Annotated in this window: 19 protein-coding genes; 17 read left to right on the forward strand and 2 right to left on the reverse strand. The window is 56.7% G+C overall.

Features of this window, described 5'->3' with window-relative positions:
• Positions 1-43: 43 nt before the first annotated feature.
• Positions 44-847: an inositol-1-monophosphatase gene (suhB, locus tag F3I44_RS00190; RefSeq protein WP_013358738.1), complete on the reverse strand. Its 804-nt coding sequence runs from the start codon at positions 845-847 to the stop codon at positions 44-46.
• A gap of 132 nt (positions 848-979) precedes the next feature.
• Here suhB and trmJ point away from each other — a divergent pair, with 132 nt between their 5' ends.
• The 5 genes from trmJ (at position 980) to sseB (ending at position 5,866) form a co-directional block, all read left to right on the forward strand.
• Positions 980-1,717, forward strand: a complete 738-nt coding sequence (gene trmJ / locus F3I44_RS00195; RefSeq protein WP_046102371.1) for a tRNA (cytosine(32)/uridine(32)-2'-O)-methyltransferase TrmJ — start codon at positions 980-982, stop codon at positions 1,715-1,717.
• Between the two features lie 145 nt (positions 1,718-1,862).
• Positions 1,863-2,360 (forward strand): Fe-S cluster assembly transcriptional regulator IscR, encoded by a 498-nt coding sequence (gene iscR, locus F3I44_RS00200; RefSeq protein ID WP_150012615.1) that lies wholly within the window; start codon positions 1,863-1,865, stop codon positions 2,358-2,360.
• A gap of 88 nt (positions 2,361-2,448) precedes the next feature.
• Positions 2,449-3,609, forward strand: coding sequence for an IscS subfamily cysteine desulfurase (locus F3I44_RS00205; protein WP_150012613.1), 1,161 nt, complete (start codon positions 2,449-2,451; stop codon positions 3,607-3,609).
• A gap of 159 nt (positions 3,610-3,768) precedes the next feature.
• Positions 3,769-5,055 (forward strand): aminopeptidase PepB, encoded by a 1,287-nt coding sequence (gene pepB, locus F3I44_RS00210; RefSeq protein WP_150012611.1) that lies wholly within the window; start codon positions 3,769-3,771, stop codon positions 5,053-5,055.
• Between the two features lie 46 nt (positions 5,056-5,101).
• Entirely contained in the window at positions 5,102-5,866 is a 765-nt protein-coding gene (sseB, locus tag F3I44_RS00215; RefSeq protein ID WP_150012609.1) for an enhanced serine sensitivity protein SseB, read from the forward strand.
• Between the two features lie 39 nt (positions 5,867-5,905).
• Here the strand turns inward: sseB and sseA are convergent, their stop codons facing one another.
• Positions 5,906-6,748 (reverse strand): 3-mercaptopyruvate sulfurtransferase, encoded by an 843-nt coding sequence (gene sseA, locus F3I44_RS00220; protein ID WP_150012607.1) that lies wholly within the window; start codon positions 6,746-6,748, stop codon positions 5,906-5,908.
• Between the two features lie 146 nt (positions 6,749-6,894).
• Here sseA and F3I44_RS00225 point away from each other — a divergent pair, with 146 nt between their 5' ends.
• From F3I44_RS00225 to F3I44_RS00280, 12 genes are all read left to right on the forward strand, one after another.
• Positions 6,895-11,784: an alpha-2-macroglobulin gene (locus F3I44_RS00225; protein WP_150012605.1), complete on the forward strand. Its 4,890-nt coding sequence runs from the start codon at positions 6,895-6,897 to the stop codon at positions 11,782-11,784.
• Positions 11,785-11,796: 12 nt separating this feature from the next.
• A complete protein-coding gene (pbpC, locus tag F3I44_RS00230) occupies positions 11,797-14,121 on the forward strand; it encodes a peptidoglycan glycosyltransferase PbpC (protein WP_150012603.1) in 2,325 nt (774 codons plus the stop codon).
• A 175-nt stretch (positions 14,122-14,296) separates the two neighbouring features.
• Complete coding sequence (gene ndk / locus F3I44_RS00235) at positions 14,297-14,728, forward strand: nucleoside-diphosphate kinase (protein ID WP_003848684.1); 432 nt, start codon at positions 14,297-14,299, stop codon at positions 14,726-14,728.
• 186 nt (positions 14,729-14,914) lie between these two features.
• A complete protein-coding gene (locus F3I44_RS00240; RefSeq protein WP_150012601.1) occupies positions 14,915-16,084 on the forward strand; it encodes a bifunctional tRNA (adenosine(37)-C2)-methyltransferase TrmG/ribosomal RNA large subunit methyltransferase RlmN in 1,170 nt (389 codons plus the stop codon).
• A gap of 80 nt (positions 16,085-16,164) precedes the next feature.
• Positions 16,165-16,899, forward strand: a complete 735-nt coding sequence (pilW, locus tag F3I44_RS00245; protein ID WP_150019158.1) for a type IV pilus biogenesis/stability protein PilW — start codon at positions 16,165-16,167, stop codon at positions 16,897-16,899.
• Positions 16,889-17,911, forward strand: coding sequence for a cytoskeleton protein RodZ (gene rodZ, locus F3I44_RS00250; RefSeq protein ID WP_150012597.1), 1,023 nt, complete (start codon positions 16,889-16,891; stop codon positions 17,909-17,911). The genes pilW and rodZ overlap by 11 nt, the downstream gene beginning before the upstream one ends.
• Before the next feature lie 37 nt (positions 17,912-17,948).
• Positions 17,949-19,070, forward strand: coding sequence for a flavodoxin-dependent (E)-4-hydroxy-3-methylbut-2-enyl-diphosphate synthase (ispG, locus tag F3I44_RS00255; protein WP_150012595.1), 1,122 nt, complete (start codon positions 17,949-17,951; stop codon positions 19,068-19,070).
• Positions 19,071-19,175: 105 nt separating this feature from the next.
• The gene (hisS, locus tag F3I44_RS00260; RefSeq protein ID WP_150012593.1) at positions 19,176-20,450 is read left to right on the forward strand and encodes a histidine--tRNA ligase; all 1,275 of its coding nucleotides are present in this window, start codon (positions 19,176-19,178) and stop codon (positions 20,448-20,450) included.
• A 39-nt stretch (positions 20,451-20,489) separates the two neighbouring features.
• Positions 20,490-21,107, forward strand: coding sequence for a YfgM family protein (locus F3I44_RS00265; protein ID WP_150012591.1), 618 nt, complete (start codon positions 20,490-20,492; stop codon positions 21,105-21,107).
• Between the two features lie 19 nt (positions 21,108-21,126).
• On the forward strand, positions 21,127-22,308 hold the full coding sequence (gene bamB / locus F3I44_RS00270; protein ID WP_150012589.1) for an outer membrane protein assembly factor BamB: 1,182 nt from the start codon (positions 21,127-21,129) through the stop codon (positions 22,306-22,308).
• Between the two features lie 174 nt (positions 22,309-22,482).
• Complete coding sequence (gene der / locus F3I44_RS00275; protein WP_150012587.1) at positions 22,483-23,973, forward strand: ribosome biogenesis GTPase Der; 1,491 nt, start codon at positions 22,483-22,485, stop codon at positions 23,971-23,973.
• A 61-nt stretch (positions 23,974-24,034) separates the two neighbouring features.
• Positions 24,035-24,256 (forward strand): zinc ribbon domain-containing protein, encoded by a 222-nt coding sequence (locus F3I44_RS00280; RefSeq protein WP_150012585.1) that lies wholly within the window; start codon positions 24,035-24,037, stop codon positions 24,254-24,256.
• Positions 24,257-24,486 lie beyond the last annotated feature (230 nt).

Consider the following 24,486-nt stretch of genomic DNA (forward strand, 5'->3'; position numbering starts at 1 on the left):
ATAAAAAAGGCGGCTTATCAGCCGCCTTTTTCCGTACTGAGACTTAGCGTTTTAACGCTTCGCTCAGCTCATCACGCATGTTTGAGAGCATCGCTTTTACCACGCGCGGGTTACCCGCGACCAGGTTACCTGACAGCAGATAGCCGTGGTTACCGGTGAAGTCAGTAACCAGGCCGCCCGCTTCACGAACCAGCAGTTCACCCGCCGCAAAATCCCAAGGCTTCAGGCCAATCTCAAAATAGCCATCTACGCGACCCGCGGCTACATAGGCCAGATCCAGCGCAGCAGAACCGGTGCGACGGAAGTCAGCGCACTGGGTGAAGAGTTTGGTCAGGATGTTCATGTAAGCTGGCGCGTGCTGCTTCATTTTGAACGGGAAGCCCGTTGCCAGAACGGTGCCATCCAGATCGCGGGCAATGCTGCCACGCAGGCGATAGCCATTCAGCTGAGCGCCCTGGCCACGTGAAGAGGTGAACAGTTCATTGCGCATTGGATCGTAAACGACGGCGACTTCAGTGCGGCCTTTGATGCGCACAGCGATCGAAACAGCAAAGTGGGGCAGACGTTTGATGAAGTTGGAAGTGCCATCCAGCGGATCGATAACCCATTGAACATCCTGATCTTCGCCCGCCAGTTCACCGCTTTCTTCAGTGATGATGGTATGTTTCGGGTAAGATTTACGAATAATTTCGATAATCAGGCGTTCTGCTTCGCGGTCAACATTGGTTACGAAGTCGTTGCTGCCTTTCTGGCTGGCTTCGACGGCGTCCGGGGTTTCATAATATTTGGCAATTAAATTTCCGGCCTTGCGCGCTGCGCGCACGGCAATGTTGAGCATTGGATGCATCGGTATCTCTCGCTGGATGTTAAAGAACGGGGAAAACGGCGCGGAGTATAGCAGCGTGTTCGGTAAATGTCCTGCTTTATGTTACGATTCTCGCCACTGATTTTACTGACCCGTTTCTGAGTATCCCTAATCATGTTGCAAAATATTCGTATCGTACTGGTCGAGACTTCTCACACCGGTAACATGGGCTCCGTTGCGCGCGCCATGAAAACCATGGGCTTAACTAACCTTTATCTGGTTAATCCGCTGGTCAAACCCGACTCACAGGCGATCTCCCTGGCCGCCGGTGCCAGTGACGTTATCGGCGACGCAAAAATCGTCGATTCACTGGATGAGGCAATCGCCGGATGCAGTCTGGTGGTCGGTACCAGCGCACGTTCACGTTCGCTGCCCTGGCCGATGCTGGATGCGCGTGAATGTGGCGTAAAAAGTGTGGAAGAGGGCCAGCAGGCACCGGTCGCACTGGTGTTTGGTCGTGAACGCGTTGGCCTGACCAACGAAGAGTTACAGAAGTGCCACTATCACGTCGCGATTCAGGCCAACCCGGAGTACAGCTCGCTGAACCTGGCGATGGCGGTACAGATTATCGCCTATGAAGTGCGCATGGCATGGTTACAGTCGCAGGAGCAGGCCAGCCCGCCACCGAAGTATGAAGAATCGCCTTATCCGCTGGTCGACGACCTGGAGCGCTTCTATCAGCATATGGAACAGATGATGCTGAACAGCGGCTTTATCCGTGAAGCCAATCCAGGTCAGGTGATGAGCAAACTGCGTCGTCTTTATACCCGCGCGCGTCCGGAACGCGATGAACTCAACATTCTGCGCGGCATGCTTTCCTCCTTTGAAAAGCCAAAAAGCGATAAAAAATAAGGGGTTAATAGTTGACTGAATTACCAGGTTAAATAGTTGAGTGTTTTACCAGGTTAAATAGTTGACCAATTTACTCGGGAATGTCAGACTTCATGGCATCTATTGCTAATCCTCCGATAACCGGACGCTATTGAGGTCGTACGCTATGAGACTGACATCCAAAGGACGTTATGCCGTTACTGCAATGCTGGACGTTGCCCTTCACTCCCATGAAGGTCCGGTCCCGCTGGCTGATATTTCAGAACGTCAGGGCATCTCGCTCTCCTATCTGGAGCAGTTATTCTCCCGACTGCGTAAAAACGACCTGGTTTCCAGCGTTCGTGGTCCGGGTGGCGGTTATCTATTGGGTAAAGCGTCCAACACCATCTCTGTTGGCGAAGTGATTACTGCGGTTGATGAGTCGGTCGATGCCACCAAATGCCAGGGCAAAGAAGGCTGCCAGGGCGGCGAGCGTTGTCTGACTCACGTGCTGTGGCGCGATCTGAGCGTGCGTATCAGTGACTTCCTGAACAATATTACGCTGGCTGAGCTGGTGAATAATCAGGAGATTCTGGATGTGGCCGATCGTCAGAATGCGATCGATAATCGTCGCTTCCAGAGCCCGCGTTCGCAGGAAATTAACGTCAACCAACGCGCCTCGTAATCCCCGCTGTTGCGGCCCTTACTGCTAACGCGGTCAGGGCCGAATCTGCTATAAAGACGTATGATTTTCTATACGGAGCTGTAGCGCAATGAAATTACCGATTTACCTGGATTATGCCGCCACCACGCCGGCCGATCCGCGTGTAGCCAGCAAAATGATGCAGTTTCTGACGCTGGATGGCACGTTCGGTAATCCGGCTTCGCGATCGCACCGTTTTGGCTGGCAGTCTGAAGAAGCGGTCGATGTTGCCCGCAATCAGATTGCCGAACTGGTCAACGCCGATCCGCGCGAAATCGTCTTTACCTCTGGTGCCACCGAATCCGATAACCTCGCGATTAAAGGCGCAGCCCACGTCCATCAGGCGCGCGGCAAACATATCATCACCAGCCAGACGGAACACAAAGCGGTGCTCGACAGCTGTCAGCAGCTGGAGCGCGAGGGCTTTACCGTCACCTATCTGACGCCGGCGGCTAACGGCATCGTCTCGCCTGAACAGCTGCGTGCGGCGCTGCGCGATGACACCATTCTGGTTACTCTCATGCACGTTAATAATGAAACCGGCGTGGTTCAGGATATCGCCGCCTTGGGTGAACTCTGCCGCGAGCGTGAAATTCTGTTTCATGTGGATGCGACCCAGAGCGTGGGTAAGTTGCCCATCGACCTCAGCCAGTTACCGGTCGATTTGATGTCCTTTTCGGCCCACAAACTCTATGGCCCGAAAGGCATCGGTGCACTCTATGTGCGGCGTAAACCGCGCGTGCAGATTGCCGCTCAGATCCACGGTGGCGGGCATGAGCGTGGGATGCGCTCCGGCACCCTGCCGGTGCATCAGATTGTCGGCATGGGCGAGGCCTATCGTATCGCGGCAGAAGAACGCGAAACCGAGATGACGCGTCTGCGGGCGCTGCGCGATCGTCTGTGGCAGGGCATCAGCGTATTGCCGGACGTTACCCTTAATGGCGATCCGCATCAGCGTGCGCCGAACATTCTTAACATCAGTTTCGCTGACGTTGAGGGGGAATCCCTGATCATGGCGCTGAAAGATCTGGCTCTCTCTTCCGGCTCGGCCTGTACCTCTGCCAGCCTGGAGCCTTCCTATGTTTTACGCGCGCTGGGCGTAAGTGAGGAGCTGGCGCACAGTTCGCTGCGCTTCTCGCTGGGACGCTTCACAACCGAGGAAGAGATCGACTACGCGATTGCCCTGGTGCAGAAGTCGGTGACCCGGCTACGGGCGTTAATGAAATCCTGATATCCGGTCATAGTCCGGAAACGGCCCCAAAAGGGGCGCTTCGCTGGCAACGTCCGGCGGAATCTGTTATCAGGTCTCTGCGAAATACATTTAACATCTTATTAAAGCCGTTATAACAATCAGGCTGGATGAAACAGATAACGATTACGGAGCTTTTCGATGACCACACAACCCATGAACATTACGCTTAGCAGCCAGCCCGCCGATGCGCGCTGGGGCGAAAAAGCGATTCTGAGCAGCAACGACAGCGGCATGACGCTGCATCTGACCGGCGCGGATGCGCTGAATACCATTCAGCGTGCGGCGCACAAAATCGACAGCCAGGGGATTCGTCACGTGGCGCTGACCGGTGAAGGCTGGCACCTTGAGCAGTGCTGGGCATTCTGGCAGGGCTTCCGTGGCCCGAAAGGTCAGCGTCAGGTTGAATGGCCAGAACTGGGCGAACATGAGCAGGCGGAGTTTGATCGCCGTCTGAAAATCATCGACTGGGTCCGTAACGTGATTAACCTGCCTGCAGAAGACCTGGGACCGGAACAGCTGGCGCATACCGCAGTCGATCTGATTAGCGAAGTGGGCGGCAGCGCCGTCAGCTATCGCATTACCAAAGGTGACGATCTGCGTGAACAGGGCTATATGGGCCTGCACACGGTGGGACGGGGTTCGAATCGCCCGCCGGTTTATCTGGCGCTCGACTACAACCCGACCGGCGATGAGAATGCACCGGTCTATGCCTGTCTGGTCGGTAAAGGCATCACCTTTGACACCGGCGGCTACAGCCTGAAGCAGAGCAGCTTTATGGACTCAATGAAATCTGACATGGGCGGCGCGGCGACCGTGACCGGCGCACTGGCTATGGCGATTTCGCGCGGTCTGAACAAGCGCGTCAAACTCTACCTCTGCTGTGCCGATAACATGGTCAGCAGCAACGCCTTCAAGCTCGGCGACATCATTCGCTATCGCAACGGCAAATCGGTGGAAGTCATGAACACCGATGCGGAAGGTCGCCTTGTCCTGGCCGACGGTTTAATCGACGCCAGCGAGCAGAATCCGACGCTGATTATCGATGCTGCAACGCTGACCGGCGCGGCCAAGACGGCGCTGGGTAACGATTACCACGCGCTGTTTACCTTTGATGATGTGATGGCGCAATCGCTGATGGGCAGCGCGGTAAGTGAGAACGAGCCGTTCTGGCGTCTGCCGCTGGCTGAATTCCACCGCAGCCATCTGCCGTCTAACTTCGCCGATCTCAATAACATCGCCAGCCCGTCTCATGCGGCAGGCGCCAGCAGTGCGGCAGCGTTCCTGTCCCATTTTGTGAGCAACTATCAGCAGGGCTGGCTGCATATCGACTGTTCCGCCACCTATCGCAAGGGCGCGGTTGATCAATGGGCGGCGGGTGCTACAGGTCTTGGCGTGCGTACCATCGCCAATCTGTTACTGAAATAAGTCAGGCTCAGCGGTGGCGGATGTCGCCGCTGTTCAGAGGGAAACTATGAACCGTCTTGAAGAGGTGCTGAAGCGGGCAGCCACTGAGCCTGCCCATCGGCCCGAATTTTTCCAACTGCTACTGGAGTCTGATGTCTTTGTTCCGGGCGAAAGCACCACGCAACAGCTTGATGCCAGCACGCCCGTTGATCTGCAGCACTGGGAAAAAGAGGATGGCAGCAGCATCATTCCTTTTTTCACGTCAGAAGAGGCGATGAGTGAAGCGGTAAGCGGTGAGCAGTCCTGGCTGCGTCTGCCGGTCCGGACGCTGTTTGAGATTACACGCGGCGAGACGCTGTTTCTCAATCCCAAACTGCCTTCCGGTAAAGAGTTTACTGCAGCCGAGATCACCCATCTGCTGGCTGAGGAGGGCAGTGCGCTAAGCCAGCAAACCGTGCTGGAAGGCGGACAGTCCCTGCTGCTCTCTGAGGTGGCCGAGCCGCCTGCGCAGATGATCGATTCGCTGACGCAGCTGTTCAGTAAGCATAAACAGGTGCGCCGGGCGTTTATCGCCAGCATTCGTGAGCGGGCAGACGAAGCGCCCAATCTGCTGATTGGTATTGAAGCGGACAGCAACATTGAGGCGATCATTCAGGCGGCGGGCAGTGTGGCAACGGATACGCTTCCGGACGATGCACCGATTGATATCTGTGAAGTCACGCTGCAGGACCGTGGCATCAGCCACTTCTTTACCGCCCACATCACGCCATTTTATGAACGTCGCTGGGGCAGTTTCCTGCGTGACTTCAAGGGCAGTGAGCGGATTATCTGACGCACTCAAAAATCAGGCGGCTCATAGGCCGCCTGTTTTTTATTTCGCAATCGGTAAGTCGTCGCGACTGCCCCATTCGCCCCAGGATCCGTCATACAGCGTGACATCCCGAGCGCCCAGCGCCGTCAGCGCCAGAATCAATACCACCGCCGTTACGCCTGAGCCACAGCTGGCGACCACCGGTTGTGTAATATCGACGCCTGCGTCGGCAAACAGCCTGCGCAGCTCCGCTTCCGGCTTAAGTTTTCCCTGCTCAACAAGCGTATTCCACGGCACATTCAGGCTGTTGGGAATATGTCCGCGATGCAGGCCGGGACGCGGTTCGTCCACTTCAGCGTCAAAGCGATTAGCAGCTCGCGCATCAACAATCTGTGCGCCGCCTTCATGACTGATCAGCAGCACGTCCGTCAGGCGTTTAACCCGGCTTTCATCCGCGTGCGCTTCAAACTCACCTTCCGGGAGATTCACGTTGCCGGTTGCGATCGCAAAACCGGCTTCTTTCCAGCCCTGCAAACCACCCGCCAGAATCGACACCTGCGCCACGCCAAAGGTTTTCAGCATCCACCAGGCGCGTGGCGCGGAAAAGAGGTTACCCTCGTCATAGACCACCAGATGCTTATCACTGCTCACGCCCAGCTCGCGCATCGCGACGGCAAAGGTCTCGGCACGCGGCAGCATATGCGGATAAGGGCTGGTGTGATCGGAAAGCGCTTCAATATCAAAGTAAGGGGCGTCGGGTAAATGCCCCGCCAGATATTCAGCCTGGACATTGCGAACCGCTTCCATTCCGGGTGGCAACAGACGTGCATCCAGCACCTGAAGCCGCTCATCGTTGTAGTGCTCTTGTAACCAGTCGGCGGACACAAACAGTGGCGTCGTCATAACAACCTCATCTCAGCAATCTGTCATACCAGTGTCAGGGAATGTGCGCACCATCTCAAGAGAAGCGTTGATTAAATGCGAGCATTGATATGAAATTGCGCGGCGTAATCAAACGACACTCCCTGCGTCCCGGTGAAGGAACTACCATGAAGAAACGCACTCCCCGGCTAATGCTCAGCATGCTGATCGGTGGCTCTCTGCTGTCAGCGACCCTTTTACCTGTTCTGCCTCTTCAGGCGGCGGAGATATCCGCAACCACACAAGTCAGCAAACCGCTGAAGATTATCGATCTCTCGGAACTGCAGATCGACGGTGCCGCTGCGCTGGTCTTAACCTTTAGTCAGCCGCTGGATGACAAACAGGATATCGCGCAAAAAGTCAGGCTGACCGATGATAAACAGGGCCGGGTGGATGGCGGCTGGGAGCTTTCCGCTAACCGCAAAACGTTGCGCTTCCGTCACCCCGAGCCATCCCGTCATTTCACCGTCACGGTCGATGCAGGACTGCGCGCGGCCAGCGGTGAGACACTTGTCGACAACTACAGCCAGAAAATTGCCACCAGTGATATCCAGCCGATGGTGGGCTTTGCCAGTCGCGGATCGCTGCTGCCGCTGCGTATCACGCAGGGACTGCCGGTGCTGGCGCTAAATGTTAACCAGGTTGATGTTGATTTCTTCCGCATTAAGAATGCCGGCCTGGCCCAGTTTCTCTCCCAGTGGAATTACGGCAATAACCTCTCCAGCTGGCAGTCACAGGATCTGCTGAAAAGCAGCCAGCTGGTCTATACCGGACGCTTTGAGCTTAATCCGGCGCGTAACACCCGTGAAAAGTTGCAACTGTCGATGAGTAACATTACCGCACTTCAGCAGCCCGGCGTCTATCTGGCCGTCATGAAGCAGGCCGGGACTTATCACTACAGCCAGCCCGCCACGATCTTCACCCTGAGCGATATTGGCCTGTCACTGCACCGCTTCCCGGCTCAGTTCGAACTGTTCGCCCAGAGTCTGGCAAATGGCCAGCCGCTTTCCGACGTCAGCGTCAGATTACTGGATGATAAAGGGCAGGTGCTGCAGAGCGGCACCAGTGACAGTACCGGTCATCTGCGCCTCAAGGCGGATGAAAAAGGCAAGATCCTGCTGGCCGTGCAGGGTGAGCAGACCTCAATGATCGACCTGACGCGGCCAGCGCTGGATCTCGCTGAGTTTCCGGTTGCAGGACCGCAGGGCTATGACAAACAGCTGTTTGTCTTTGGCCCACGTGATATCTACCGGCCTGGCGAAATCGTCATCGTCAATGCGCTGCTGCGCGATGCCGACGGACGTCCGTTGCCCGCCCAGCCGATTAAAGCAGAACTGGTGCAGCCTGACGGCCAGGTGACGCGGACCTTTGTCTGGCAGCCGGAAGCGGGACTCTACCAGCAGCGGCTGGCACTGCCCGCGTCCGCCATGACCGGCGACTGGATGCTTCGGCTCAATACCGGTGATAATCTCAAGCGCGAGTGGAAATTCCACGTCGAGGATTTCCTGCCCGAGCGCATGGCATTAACTCTGAAAAATGATCCTCAGCCGCAGCCTGCTGATGCCAGCGTTGAGTTCGGCATTGAAGGTCGCTACCTCTATGGCGCGCCCGCAGCGGGCAATACGCTTCAGGGGCAACTCTATCTGCGGCCCGCACGCGAAGCCGTGGCTGCACTGCCAGGCTACCAGTTTGGTGACATCACCGAAGAGGGATTAAAGCGCACGCTGGATGAAGTGGACCTCAAGCTCGATGCCAGCGGTAAAGCGCAGCTCACGGTAGAAAATCAATGGGATCAGCTGCACTCCCCGCTCAACCTGATCCTGCAGGCCAGCCTGCTTGAGACAGGCGGTCGACCGGTCACCCGTCGCGCTACCCAGGCTATCTGGCCCGCTGACGCCCTGCCGGGTATCCGGCCGCTGTTCGGTAATAAAGCCGTTTATGACTACCGCAGTGACCGCTATCACGATGAGCCTACCGTGCCGGAAGAGAGCCTGGCCGAATTCGACATTGTTTATGCCAACAGTCAGGGCAAAAAACTGGCAGCGGACAGGCTGGATGTGCGCCTGATCCGTGAGCGCCGCGATTACTACTGGAGCTTCTCTGACAGCGAAGGCTGGCAGTCGCAGTACGGCGACAAAGATCTGCAGGAAGATGAACGCGCCATCTCAATCCCGGCTGACGGCAGCACTAAAGTCAGCTTCCCGGTCGAGTGGGGCCACTACCGGCTGGAAGTGCAGGCGGGCGAGAAGATCGTCAGCAGCGTGCGGTTCCAGGCGGGTTATGACTGGCAGGACAACACCAACGGCACGGGTGCGTTGCGTCCCGATCAGGTCAGACTGAAGCTGGATAAAGCGGCTTACCAGCCGGGTGACACCGTGCAGCTGCAGGTCGAATCACCGGCTGCCGGTAAAGGCTACCTGATGGTAGAGTCGAGCAGCGGCACGCTCTGGTGGCAGCCGCTGACCGTACCAAAGGGCGGCACCACGGTGGATGTGCCGGTAGCTGAGAGCTGGCGGCGTCACGATCTCTACTTCAGCGCTATTGTGGTGCGTGATGGCGATAAAGTCAGTGGTGCCACACCCAAACGCGCGGTAGGGCTGTTGCACCTGCCGATGGCGACCGAAGCACGTCGCTTAAACCTGACGCTTGCGGCACCTGATAAAATCCGTCCTGAGCAACGCCTGACGGTCAATGTTCACGCCAGTCGTGACGGCGGTTCGCTGCCTGAAAAAGTGAATGTGCTGCTGTCAGCCGTGGATAGCGGTGTACTGAGCGTGACGGATTTTAAAACGCCCGATCCGTGGCAGGCTTTCTTTGGACGTAAACGCTACAACGTCGATCAGTACGACGTTTTCGGTCAGTTGATCGAAGGCGGTGGCCGTGTGGCGGCGCTGCGTTTTGGTGGTGATGGCGAGGATGAATCGATGACGCGCGGTGGTAAAAAACCGGTGACGCACGTCAATATCGTCGCGCAGCAGTTACAGGCGGTGACGCTGGATAAAGAGGGCAACGGATCGATTACGCTGCCGATCCCGGCTTTTAACGGTGAACTCAGGCTGATGGCTCAGGCCTGGAGCGATGACAGCTTCGGTGCCGCAGAGCGCAAACTGGTGGTCGCGGCACCGCTGATCAGCGAGCTGGCGACCCCGCGTTTCCTTGCCAGTGGCGATTCCGCATCCCTGGCACTGGATCTCACTAACCTGACCGATCTGCCGCAAACCCTGAAGGTGGATCTCTCCAGCAGCGGCCTGGTGGATTTGGCCGGTGCTGCCAGCCAGAGCGTGACGCTGGCCAAAGGTGCACGCACCACGTTGCAGATTCCGGTCACGGCGAAAACGGGCTTTGGTGATGGCGAGGTTACCGTGCAGATTTCCGGTCTGAACCTGCCGGGTGAGCAGGTGAAGCCCGGCAGACAGCAGTGGAAAATTGGCGTCAGACCGCCTTATCCGGCGCAGACGCTGAACTTTGATGCCGTGATCAGTCCCGATCGGCCCTGGGAGATCGCGGCGGAGGCGCTGACGGGGTTGGATGCACAAACCCTGAGCGGCCAGCTGACGCTGAGCAATCGTCCGCCGCTGAACATCGCCAGCTATATCAGTGCGCTTTATGCCTATCCCTACGGCTGTCTGGAGCAGACTACCAGCGGGCTCTGGCCTTCGCTCTATACCAGTCATGCTGAGCTGACCGCGATGGGCATTAAAACCAGCAGCGATGAAGCACGACGAGCCGCCGTCGACACCGGCATTGCCCGTCTTGCCGGGATGCAGCGCGCTAACGGCAGCTTCGGGCTGTGGGATAAACAGAGTGAAGAGGAGTTCTGGCTGACACCTTACGTGACGGATTTTCTGCTGCGCGCCAGCGAGGCGGGTTATGCGCTGCCGGATAATGTGGTGGAGCGCGCTAATGCTCGACTGCTGCGTTATCTGCAGGATCCCTCGCAGATTAGCGGCGGTGATAACAACGCCGCGCTGCAGTTCAGCGTACAGGCTTACGCCGGACTGGTGCTGGCGCGTCAGCAACGCGCCCCGCTGGGTGCGCTGCGCGCCTTGTATCAGCAACGTGAGAAGTCCCGCTCCGGCCTGGCGCTGATGCAGCTTGGCGTCGCGCTGAAGCTGATGGGTGACGGGCAGCGTGCACAGCAGGCGATCATGCAGGGAGCTACGCTGACGCGTTCGGACAAAGAGTGGTATGGCGACTACGGCAGCACGGTGCGCGATCAGGGGATGATGATTGCCCTGTTAGCAGAAAATCAGCTGCAGCCGGATGTGCAAAACAGTCTGCTGCTGTCCCTGTCCAAAGAGGTCAACGGCAAACGCTGGTTCTCGACTCAGGAAAATAACGCACTTTATCTGGCAGCACACACTCTGCAACGTGCGCAGGGCAGAAGCTGGCAGGCGCTGCTTTCGGGTAGTTCAGAACCCCTGCAGGGCGATGCGCCGCTGAATAAAGGGCTGGCGGCTGAACGCTTGTTACAGGGCTTAGCCATCCGTAATCCGGGCAGTGCGCCGCTGTATGGTCGTCTGGATATAACAGGCTATCCGCTGACCGCGCCTCAGCCGGAGAGCAATGTGCTCGGGATAAAACGTGAATACTTCACCCTGGATGGCAAAGCCGCCGATCTCAGTAATCTGCGCAGCGGGGAACTGCTGGTGGTGCGTCTGACCGTTTCGTCAAAGCGCAGCATCAGCGATGCGCTGGTGGTGGATCTGCTGCCTGCCGGTCTGGAGCTGGAAAACCAGAATCTGGCCGACAGCAGCGCCAGCCTCGGTGACAGTGCAGATGCGCTGAAGGAGAGCATGGGCGACATGCAGCAGGCGGACATTAAGCACATTGAGTTCCGCGACGATCGCTTTGTCGCGGCGCTGGCGGTGGATACTTATCGTCCCGCAACGCTGGTCTATCTGGCGCGCACGGTCACGCCGGGTCGCTTCCTGGTGCCGCCTCCCCAGGTCGAGTCGATGTATGTGCCAGAGTGGCGCGCCACCGGCAGCACGCCGCCGCAGTTGCATATTCAGTAAGTGACGCGACGCGTGTTAAAACCTCGCACCCTTAAAAAGTGGTGGCTCACGCTGCCGCTTTTTTTTCTGGCGTTATGGCTGGCGACGTGGGGACTGGATCGGCTGTTCCCGCTGCCGCTTAAACAGGTGCAGCCTGCGCGGGTGATCGTTGCCAGCGACGGCACGCCGCTGTGGCGCTTCGCTGACAGCAACGGTATCTGGCGCTATCCGGTCACGCCAGAGGAGGTGGCACCGGCCTATCTGCAGGCGTTGCTCACCTACGAAGATCGCTGGTTCTGGTATCACCCCGGCATCAATCCCCTGGCGCTGCTGCGTGCGGCCTGGCAGGATTTGCGCCATCAGAGCGTGATTTCCGGCGGCAGCACCCTGACTATGCAGGTGGCGCGCCTTATCGACCCGCAACCCCGCACGTTACGGGGCAAGCTGATTCAGGCGTGGCGGGCGTTGCAGCTGGAGTGGCACCTTTCCAAACGAGACATCCTGACGCTCTACCTTAATCGTGCACCCTTTGGCGGCACGCTGGAAGGGGTGGGCGCGGCAAGCTGGAGCTGGCTGGGAAAAGCCCCATCGCAGCTGACACCGGGCGAGGCGGCGCTGCTGGCCGTTTTGCCGCAGGCACCCAGCCGACTGCGGCCCGATCGCTGGCCTGAGCGGGCAGAAGCCGCACGCAATAAAGTGCTGGATCGGCTGGCGGAATACCGCATCTGGTCCGCGGAACAGGTGGCGGAAATCCGTCAGGAGCCGGTATGGCTGCCACCGCGTCAGATGCCGCAGATGGCACCGCTGCTGGCCCGGCGGCTGCTGTCGATCAGCCGCAGCGATAAGATTGTCTCTACGCTCGATCCTTCACTGCAGCGCGAACTGGAGAGCCTGGCGCTGAACGTTAAAAACCAGCTGCCGCCGCGCACCTCAATGGCCATGCTGGTGGTGGATCACACCAACATGGCGGTTCGCGGCTATGTCGGCTCGGCTGACTTTACCGATGACAGCCGTTTTGGTCATGTGGATATGATCGCCAGCGTGCGCTCGCCAGGTTCGGTGTTAAAACCCTTTGTCTACGGCATGGCGCTGGACGAGGGACTGATTCATGCCGAATCGCTGCTGCAGGATGTGCCGCGTCGCTTTGGTGATTACCGGCCCGGCAATTTTGACACCGGCTTTCACGGACCTGTCAGCGCCAGCGATGCGCTGGTGCGCTCCCTGAATCTGCCCGCCGTTCAGCTGCTGGAGGCGCTGGGACCGAAAAACGTCGCGGCGCGTCTGCGCAATGTGGGTCTGAATTTACGTTTTCCGCCTGGCGCTGAACCGAATCTTTCGCTGATTCTCGGCGGCACCGGGGCACGCATGGATGACATTGTCACGGCTTACAGCGCCTTTGCCCGTCACGGCAATGCCGCTCAGCTGCGCTGGATGCCCAATCAACCGTTGCAGCAGCGACCGCTGTTATCAAAGGAATCGGCGTGGATTATCCGGCGTATCCTGGCCGGCGAAGCGCAGCCTGCCGGTAATGGCAGCGTACCCGACGTGGTGCCGCTGGCCTGGAAGACCGGTACCAGCTACGGCTATCGCGACGCCTGGTCGGTGGGTATCAATCCCCGCTATCTGATTGGCGTCTGGGTCGGGCGACCGGATGCCACCCCGGTTGCCGGTCAGTTTGGTTTCGCCTCTGCTGTGCCGATCATGAATCAGATTAACAGCGTGCTGATGAGCCGGCTCGGCAGGCGTGACGTGCCAGGCGATCCGCGTCCGGCCTCGGTCACGGTAGCGGCGATCTGCTGGCCTGGTGGTCAGCCGCTGCCCGCCGGAGACGAAAACTGTCGTCAGCGGCGGCAAAGCTGGGTTGCCTCGGATACGCTGCCGCCAACGCTGCTGGCACCCGGCCAGGAGAGCCTCAGCGGATTACGCCTGAGTTACTGGCAGAATGCGCAGGGGCTGCGCGTTGCCGCTGACTGCTCCGGTGCCACCCGTCACGAACGGCTGGTCTGGCCGCTGCCGCTGGAAGCCTGGCTGCCGCCTCAGGAGCGGCGGACGCAGCGTCTGCCACCTGTTGATACGCGCTGTCCACCGCTACAGCAGGGCAGCAGTGCACCGCTGATCGTCACCGGCGTCATTGAGGGGCAGATCGTTAAGCCGCTGCCGGGCAATAGCGCGCTGACGATCCCGGTCGCGGTGCAGGGAGGGCAGGGCGCGCAGCGGTGGTGGTTCCTGAACGGTGAGCCTCTCATGACGCAAAAAGCTGCAGAGATGTCGCTGCATCTCGATCATCCGGGCGAGTATCAGTTGGTGGTAATGGATGAAGAGGGCCAGCTTGTCTCGGTCACCTTCAGTCGGGGATGATGGTTTTTTATGCTAAATCATAACTGAAGCGAGTCCGCTTCGACTCAGATCAAGAATTTTCAACAAATTAGGGATCTCTGATAGGCAATGCCGGACTCAGCCCCTATAATCTGCGCCGTTTATTAACCGGGGCGAACGCCACCGGTTTCTTCAGAACGTCAAGACAGAGGTCATCATGGCAATCGAACGTACTTTTTCTATCATCAAGCCAAACGCCGTCGCTAAAAATGTGATTGGTGCTATCTACAACCGTTTTGAAAGCGCAGGCTTCAAAATCGTTGGCGCAAAAATGCTGCAGCTGAGCAAAGAGCAGGCTGAAGGCTTTTACGCTGAGCACCAGGGCAAGCCATTCTTCGATGGTCTGGTTGAATTCATGACCTCTGGCCCGGTTGTTGTTTCCGTGCTGGAAGGTGAAAACGCCGTTCAGCGTCACCGTGACCTGATGGGTGCCACTAACCCGGCAAACGCACTGGCTGGCACACTGCGTGCTGACTACGCTGACAGCTTCACCGAAAACGCGACTCACGGTTCCGATTCTGCGGAATCCGCTGCCCGCGAAATCGCTTATTTCTTCGGCGAAAACGAAATCTGCCCACGTACCCGTTAATCGCCCGGCGATAAACGTTACAGCGGCTTTACAAAAATCTGCGTAGGGGAGGTCACTCCCGTCTGTTATCAGGCCGCAGATGTTGTACAATATTGCGCCTTCATTGACATCGCTTAATGAAGGCGCAATTTTTTCACCTATCCCTGAACAGCGCCATAACGTGTAACAACGAGGCCAGAGAATATTATGTCCGAACAGATTGTGACGTCCGCGTCCGCATCCCCTATTGTCGTCTCCCCCAAAAGCCAGAAAATTAACCTGCTGGATCTCAACCGTCAGCAGATGCGCGAATTCTTCCTGTCGCTGGGTGAAAAGCCGTTCCGCGCCGATCAGGTCATGAAGTGGATTTATCACTACTGCTGCGATGATTTCGAGCAGATGACCGACATCAACAAAAAGCTGCGTAACCGGCTGATGGAGCTGGCGGAGATCCGCGCGCCAGAAGTGGCGGAAGAGATGCGCTCTACCGACGGCACCATCAAATGGGCCATTCGTGTCGGTGACCAACTGGTGGAAACGGTCTATATCCCGGAAGGCGACCGCGCTACGCTCTGTGTTTCTTCACAGGTGGGGTGTGCGCTGGAGTGTAAATTCTGTTCGACCGCACAGCAGGGTTTTAACCGTAACCTGCGGGTGTCAGAAATTATTGGTCAGGTGTGGCGTGCGGCGAAAATTGTCGGCGCAGCGAAAATCACCGGCCAGCGTCCTATCACCAACGTGGTGATGATGGGCATGGGTGAGCCGCTGCTCAACCTCAATAACGTGGTCCCGGCGATGGAGATCATGCTGGATGACTTCGGCTTTGGTCTGTCGAAGCGTCGCGTGACCCTCTCTACTTCAGGTGTCGTGCCTGCGCTGGATAAACTGGGCGATATGATTGACGTCGCGCTGGCCATTTCCCTGCATGCACCGAACGATAAGCTGCGCGATGACATCGTGCCGATCAACAAAAAGTACAATATCGAAACCTTCCTGGCGGCGGTGAAACGCTACATTGGTAAATCCAACGCCAATCAGGGACGTGTGACCATTGAGTACGTGTTGCTGGATCATGTCAACGACAGCACCGACGATGCGCATGAACTTGCTGCATTACTGAAAGAAACTCCGTGTAAAATCAACCTGATTCCGTGGAACCCCTTCCCGGGCGCGCCGTATGGCCGTAGCTCAAACAGCCGCATCGATCGTTTCTCCAAGGTGCTGATGGACTATGGTTTTACCACCATCGTGCGTAAAACCCGTGGCGACGATATTGATGCCGCCTGTGGTCAGTTAGCCGGAGAAGTCATCGACCGTACCAAGCGAACGCTGCGTAAAAAAATGGCGGGTGAAGCCATATCTGTGAAGGCTCTCTAGAAGAGTGACAGAGTGCGTTTCCTGAAGTGATGACGCGTGGCAGGCTGCAGCCTGTCAACGTCAACCGGATGGAAATGATAATGCGTAACGGATTACCTGCAGTTTTACTGGCGCTGTTTGTTGTAAGCGGGTGTGTCAGCCAGCCGTACGATCCCGGCGCTGAAGAGGTACGTCTGCAGTTAGGGATGCACTACCTGGCCGGGGGAGACTATGCCGCAGCTGAGCGAAACTTTCTGCGTGCACAGGCCGCCGCGCCCAGGCACTACCGGGTCTCGCTTGCACTGGCACGGCTGGCGCAGCGGCAGGGTAATCAGACAGCGGCGCAGGCACGGTTTATACTGGCACAGCAGCAGGCCCCGGATAATGGTTTTGTTGCTAACAATTACGGTGCGTTTCTCTGCGCTTTAAGGCAGTATGACGAAGCGCATCAACAGTTTAGTCGGGCAGGCGCTGCACCTCAGTTTGATGCACGCAATGACGCGCGTGAACTGGCAGGGTTTTGTTATCTGCAGGCGGGCGATGTTGACGCTGCCCGCAGGGCGTTACGCCAGGCCCTTGAGGCCGACAGACGCAAAGCGGATTCGCTGCTGTCGGAAGCTGAAAAGCTGATGACGGATAACCAGCTGGCAAAGGTGCAGGTTTTGCTCGACGTTTACCAGCAACAGCTGCCCGAAACGGCACGAAGTCTGGCGTTACACTTACGTTTCGCCGCGCTACAGGGAAATGCCGCTGACGTTTCACGTTATGGCGACCAGTTAGCGCGACGTTTTCCGCAATCGATACAGTACCAGCGTTATTTAGCTAATGAATACTGAAGCCACTCAAGAAAACTCTGCATTACATTCAACAGGTGAACGCCTGCGTCTGGCCCGTGAGCAGATGGGGCTGACACAGCAGAACGTCGCTGAGCGCCTGTGCCTGAAACTCACCACCGTGCGTGACATTGAGGAAGACAAATCGCCTGCCGATTTAGCCTCTACGTTCCTGCGCGGCTACATTCGCTCTTACGCGCGTCTGGTGCACATTCCTGAAGAGGAACTGCTGCCGATGATGGCGAAACAGACACCGGTTCGGGCTGCAAAAATCGAACCGATGCAAAGTTTCTCACTGGGCAAGCGCCGCAAGAAACGCGACGGCTGGCTGATGATTTTCACCTGGCTGGTGGTGTTTGTGGTGGTGGGACTGACCGGCGCCTGGTGGTGGCAGAATCATAAAGCGTCGCAGGACGATCTGGTGCCGATGACCGATCAGAACGGCAGCAGCGGTGATAGCGGCCAGTCGATTCCGCTGGGCGAGACCAGCGGTGACAGCGCGGCACCTGCTGCGCCTGACGAAAGTAACACCACGACCAGTGATAACAGTGCGGCCAGCACGCCAGCGAGTGCGGCTCCGGCCGCCAGCGCCAGCAATGGCGCGACTGCCGCCCAGCAGGATACCAACAGTAATGCGGTGGTGTCGCCGAGTCAGGCACCTGTAGACAACACGGCGGCTGCGCCTGCAGCCACCCAGTCCGGTACCAGCACCAGCACATCACCTCAGATGCCAGTAGGCGCAGCCGCGGTCAGTGAACCGGCTGCTGATCCTAACGCAGTGGTCATGACCTTTAACGCCGACTGCTGGCTGGAAGTGAGTGATGCGACCGGCAAAAAACTGTTCAGCGGTATTCAGCGCAGTGGTGGTAAACTCAGCCTCGCAGGAACGCCTCCGTATCGTCTGAAAATTGGCGCGCCTTCCGCGGTTCAGGTGCAATATCAGAATCAGCCCGTTGATTTAAGTCGTTTTATCCGTAATAACCAGGTTGCTCGCCTGACGTTGGGTGCGCAATAACAGCGTATCGCGTACCGGGCAATTGTGGAGAAGAAATATGCATAACGAAGCACCCATTATCCGCCGTAAATCCAAACGCATTTACGTCGGCAAGGTGCCGGTCGGTGACGGCGCGCCAATCGCCGTACAGTCGATGACCAACACCCGCACCACTGATGTGGAAGCGACGGTAAATCAGATCAAAGCCCTTGAACGCGTCGGTGTCGACATCGTTCGTGTCTCGGTGCCGACCATGGATGCCGCAGAAGCGTTCAGGCTGATCAAACAGCAGGTGAACGTCCCGCTGGTTGCAGATATTCATTTTGACTACCGCATCGCCCTGAAAGTCGCCGAATATGGCGTCGACTGCCTGCGCATCAATCCCGGTAACATCGGGAACAATGAGCGCATCCGTATGGTGGTCGACTGCGCACGCGACAACAATATTCCGATTCGAATTGGCGTGAATGCCGGTTCGCTGGAAAAAGATCTGCAGGAAAAGTATGGCGAGCCGACGCCACAGGCGCTGCTGGAATCCGCTATGCGCCATGTCGATCATCTCGACCGTCTTAACTTCGACCAATTCAAAGTCAGCGTAAAAGCGTCTGACGTCTTCCTCGCGGTTGAATCTTATCGCCTGCTGGCGAAACAGATCGAACAGCCTCTGCATCTCGGCATCACTGAAGCGGGTGGCGCGCGTGCGGGCGCAGTGAAATCGGCGATTGGCCTGGGGCTGCTGCTGTCAGAAGGGATCGGCGATACGTTGCGCATCTCACTGGCGGCCGATCCGGTTGAAGAAGTCAAAGTCGGTTTTGATATCCTGAAGTCATTGCGCATTCGTTCTCGTGGTATCAACTTCATCGCCTGTCCGACCTGCTCACGTCAGGAATTTGACGTCATCGGTACGGTCAACGCGCTGGAGCAGCGTCTGGAAGATCTGATCACGCCGATGGACGTCTCCATTATCGGCTGTGTGGTTAACGGACCGGGCGAAGCGACCCTCTCTACGCTGGGCGTGACTGGCGGCAGCAAGAAGAGTGGTTTCTACGAAGATGGTGTGCGTCAGCGCGATCGTCTCGACAACAATGACATGATCGATCAGCTGGAAGCGCGCATTCGTGCCAAAGCGTCGATGCTGGATGCCAGCCGCCGTATTGATGTGCAGCATCTGGAAAAATAATGGCGTGCGCGGCCTGCGTACGTGACTTTTTTGACTGAACCTGTGCGGTTTCATCCTCATAAGGTATGATGCCGGACAGGTTTTTTTGCATTAAGAGATTTTAACGTGGCGAAGAATATTCAGGCAATTCGCGGGATGAACGACTACCTGCCTGCGGATACTGCCCTCTGGCAACGGATTGAAGGCGTTCTCAAGCAGACGCTGGCGAGCTACGGTTACAGCGAAATTCGCTTACCGCTGGTAGAGCAAACCCCACTGTTTAAACGCGCCATCGGTGAAGTCACCGATGTGGTTGAAAAAGAGATGTATACCTTTGATGACCGCAATGGTGAAAGCCTGACGCTGCGTCCGGAAGGCACGGCGGGCTGCGTACGTGCCGGTATCGAACACGGTTTACTCTACAACCAGGAACAGCGCCTGTGGTACATGGGACCCATGTTCCGCTATGAGCGTCCGCAGAAAGGCCGCTATCGTCAGTTCTATCAGATTGGCGTGGAAGTGTTTGGTCTGCAGGGACCGGATATTGATGCTGAACTGATCATGCTGAATGCCCGCTGGTGGAAAGCCCTGGGTATCTCTGAGCACGTGCGGCTGGAACTTAACTCTATCGGTTCACTGGAGGCGCGCGCGCATTATCGTGACGCCCTGGTCGCCTTCCTTGAGCAGCACAAAGACGTGCTGGACGAGGATTGCAAACGCCGCATGTACAGCAACCCGATGCGCGTTCTCGACAGCAAAAATCCCGATGTTCAGCAACTGCTGAATGATGCGCCACAGCTTGGCGACTATCTGGATGACGAATCTCGCGAGCATTTCAGCGGCCTGTGTGCGCTGCTGGATGACGCTGGCATCAGCTACACCGTCAATCAGCGTCTGGTACGCGGCCTGGATTACTACAACCGCACTGTGATTGAGTGGGTTACCGATAGCCTGGGTTCACAGGGCACGGTGTGTGGCGGTGGTCGCTATGATGGTCTGGTTGAGCAGCTTGGTGGTCGTGCCACACCTGCCGTGGGTTTCGCCATGGGCATGGAGCGTCTGGTGCTGCTGGTTCAGGCGGTTAATCCTGAATTTGAACCGACGAGCAATGTGGATGTCTATGTTATCGCTTCAGGTCAGGGCGTGCAGTCTGCTGCGATGCAACTGGCTGAGAAATTGCGTGATGAAGCGCCGGAACTGAGGCTGATGACTAACTTTGGCGGCGGCAACTTTAAGAAGCAATTTGCCCGTGCTGACAAGTGGGGCGCGCGCGTTGCCCTGGTGTTAGGCGAAGATGAAGTTAAAGCCGGTCAGGTCGTGATTAAAGATCTGCGCCGTGGCGAGCAGCAAACGCTGGATCAGGCAGAGGCTGCTGCTGTATTGCGCACCCTGTTACAGTAAGCGTGACACAGCACCAACCATAGAAAGGAGAGGGATTGCGTGGAAGTGTATAGCAATGAGAACGAGCAGACCGACGCGCTGCGCAACTTTTTTGCCAGTAATGGCAAAGCGTTAGCCATTGGCGTAGTCATCGGCATTGCTGCGCTGGGTGGCTGGCGTTACTGGAGCAGTCATCAGGATGATACGGCGAAATCCGTGTCCGCGCAGTATCAGCAGCTCACCACCGCCATGCAGGCGGGTAAACCGGAAACGCTGGAAGCGGTTAACCGTTTTGCCAGTGAAAACAGCAATACTTATGGTGCGCTGGCTGCGATGGATCTGGCGAAGCAGTATGTTGACGCCGGTCAGCTTGATAAGGCCGCAACGCTGCTGCAAAACGGACTGAAAGATACCAAAGATGCCAATCTGCAGGCGGTGATTAACCTGCGCCTGGCACGCATTCAACTGCAACAGAATCAAGCGGATGCGGCGCTTAAAACCCTTGACGGTGTGAAGGGTGATGGCTGGACAGCCATTGTGGCCGATATTCGCGGCGAAGCGCTGCTGACTAAAGGTGACAAGCAGGGCGCGCGCGATGCCTGGCGTAAAGGAGTCGAATCTGACGCCTCTCCGGCATTGAAGCAAATGATGCAGATGAAGATGAATAACTTAAGCTAAGCCAGTCAAGAGAGAGCGCATGGAATTACGTAAATACCTGCTGCCGGGACTGATTTCAGTCACTTTGCTCAGCGGTTGTTCGCTGTTTAGCGGCGAAGAAGATGTAGTAAAAATGGCCCCGTTGCCGAAGGTGGAAAGTCAGTTCACGCCACAGAAAGTGTGGAACACCTCGGTAGGCGATGGCGTCGGTGACTTCTACTCAAATCTGCATCCTGCCTGGCAGGACAACACCGTTTTTGCAGCCGATCGTTTTGGTATTGTCAAAGCGCTGGATGCCGCAGACGGTAAAGAAAAATGGAAAGTCGATCTCTCTGAGAGAACCGGCTTCTTCTCGAAAAACCGCTCAGCGCTGTTATCAGGCGGTCTGACCGCTGATGGCGATCGGGTTTACGTTGGCAGCGAGCGCGGCAAGGTTTATGCCCTGAACAGCAGCGATGGCAGCCTGGCCTGGCAGACCAGCGTCGCGGGTGAAGCACTGTCTCGTCCTGTCGTCAGCGATGGTCTGGTACTGGTGCATACCAGTAACGGCATGCTGCAGGGACTGGATCAGAGCAGCGGTGCGGTGAAGTGGAGCGTCAACCTGGATATGCCTGCGTTGTCTCTGCGCGGTGAATCTGCACCTGCTGTCGCTTTTGGTGGCGCAATTGTCGGTGGTGACAACGGTCGCGTCAGTGCTGTGGTGATGAACCAGGGACAGCTGATCTGGCAGCAGCGTATTTCTCAGGTTAGTGGTGCCACTGAGATTGACCGTCTTAACGACGTCGATACCACACCGGTTATCGTGAATGGCGTAGTGTATGCACTTGCTTACAACGGTAACCTGTCGGCGCTGGATCTGCGCTCCGGCCAGATTTTGTGGAAACGTGAAATTGGCGGTGTGAAAGATCTGATTGTCGATGCTGGTCGCATCTATCTGGTCGATCAGGATGACCGCGTGATTGCGCTGAACGCTGACGGCGGTGTTGCCATCTGGCGTCAAAGCGATCTGCTGCATCGCAACCTGACTTCTCCGGTGCTCTACAACGGCTACCTGGTGGTCGGCGACAGCGAAGGTTATCTGCACTGGCTGAACACCACTGATGGTCGTTTTGTTGCACAGCAGAAACTGGATAGCTCAGGCTTCCAGACCGAGCCAGTGGTCGCCAGCGATAAGCTGCTGATCCAGTCGAAAGACGGCGAGGTTTATGCAATTACCCGTTAACGGGTCAACGTCTGGCAGGTGAAATCCTCCGTTCCGACGGCTCCTGGTTTAATCAGGGGCCGTTTCGTTTTTAGTCAGGCATGGTATTCTTTGCGCCTTAAGCCTGAACTTAATGGCCAGAGCCGTTATAATCACGCCATTCGGGCGATTAATTATTTATTGAGGCATTTTGTTATGGTACCTGTGGTCGCGCTGGTTGGGCGTCCCAATGTGGGAAAATCTACGCTATTTAACCGCTTAACCCGCACACGTGATGCGCTGGTAGCGGATTTTCCTGGACTGACTCGCGATCGCAAATATGGTCGCGCCGAAGTGGAAGGGCGCGAATTTATTGTTATTGATACTGGTGGTATCGACGGCACCGAAGAAGGTGTTGAAACGCGGATGGCCGAACAGTCACTGCTGGCTATCGAAGAAGCCGATATTGTGCTGTTTATGGTTGATGCGCGTGCGGGCATGATGGCCGCCGATCAGCAAATTGCTAAGCATCTTCGTTCCCGTCAGAAAGCTACCTTCCTGGTGGCGAACAAAACTGACGGACTCGATCCGGATCAAGCGGTCGTCGACTTCTATTCACTGGGCCTGGGCGAGATTCATGCCATTGCAGCCTCACATGGTCGTGGTGTGACCAGCCTGATAGAAGAGGCACTGCTGCCGTGGATGGAAGAGGTTGAGGCGGTTGAGCTTACTGAAGAAGAAGAGAACCAGGCTTACTGGGCTGCCCTTGAAGCTGACGAGATTGCTGAGCAGGAAGCTGCAGAGGAAGAAGAAAACTTCGACCCGACAGGCTTACCAATCAAACTGGCGATCGTTGGCCGTCCTAACGTAGGTAAGTCAACGCTTACTAACCGAATCCTCGGCGAAGATCGCGTGGTGGTCTACGACATGCCGGGCACGACCCGTGACAGCATCTATATTCCGATGGAGCGTGATGGACGTGAATACGTTCTGATCGACACCGCAGGCGTGCGCAAGCGTGCCAAAATCTCTGACACCGTTGAGAAATTCTCGGTAATCAAGACGCTGCAGGCGATTGAAGATGCCAACGTCGTAATGCTGGTGATTGATGCCCATGCCGGTATTTCCGATCAGGATCTCTCGCTGCTGGGCTTCATTCTTAACAGTGGTCGCTCGCTGGTGATTGTAGTCAACAAATGGGATGGCCTGTCGCAGGAAGTGCGTGATGAAGTGAAAGAGACGCTGGATTTCCGTCTGGGCTTTATCGATTTTGCCCGCATTCACTTTATCTCTGCGCTGCACGGGAGCGGCGTAGGTAATCTGTTTGAGTCGATCACGGAAGCCTATGACTGTTCGACCCGACGCGTAAACACCTCGCTGCTGACCCGCATCATGAACATGGCGGCAGACGATCACCAGCCGCCGCTGGTACGCGGTCGTCGCGTTAAGCTTAAATACGCGCATGCTGGTGGCTATAACCCGCCTATCGTGGTGATTCACGGTAACCAGGTTAAGGATCTGCCTGATTCTTATAAACGCTACCTGATGAACTATTTCCGTAAATCACTTAACGTGATGGGAACGCCAATTCGCATTCAGTTCAAAGAGGGTGATAACCCTTATGAAGGCAAACGTAACCTGCTGACACCAACGCAGCAGCGTAAACGTAAGCGTCTGATGGCGCATATGAAAAAGAATAAGCGTTAATAAAATGAGGGCCATCTGGCCCTCTTTTTTTTGCGCTGAATAACGCAGGGGAGAGAACATAATGCGTGTACTTTGTGAAAAATGTCAGCAACCGCTGTCGCTCAGCGACGGTGAATTTATCTGCACAGCCTGCGGAGCACATTACCCAGCGCATCCCTGCTGTCCTGATTGTCACCAGCCACTTGAAGTGCTGAAAGCCTGCGGCGCAGTGGACTATTTTTGCCGTAACGGACATGGTCTGATTTCCCGCAAGCGCGCACTTTTCCAGCCAACCGGTCACTGACCCCGCTTTCAGCTACCCTTAAAATGTCAGATAACGCAGCGCGATCCCTGGCCCTTTTTGTAGCAAAAATGCTATTGCGCCGTAACAAATGCGTTGTACAGGTTCACTCTGTAATGTACCAGGTGGTACAATCCTGCCGCGTCGTGGGAGGGGTCAGCCACATCCGTGCTCTTCCGGCCCACAGATTCTCACGGACGCGGGTCTGTTTATATTCGATTTGAAACAGAGCA

Source organism: Pantoea sp. F_5 (genome assembly GCF_008631595.1).
GTDB classification, from domain to species: domain Bacteria; phylum Pseudomonadota; class Gammaproteobacteria; order Enterobacterales; family Enterobacteriaceae; genus Pantoea; species Pantoea gossypiicola.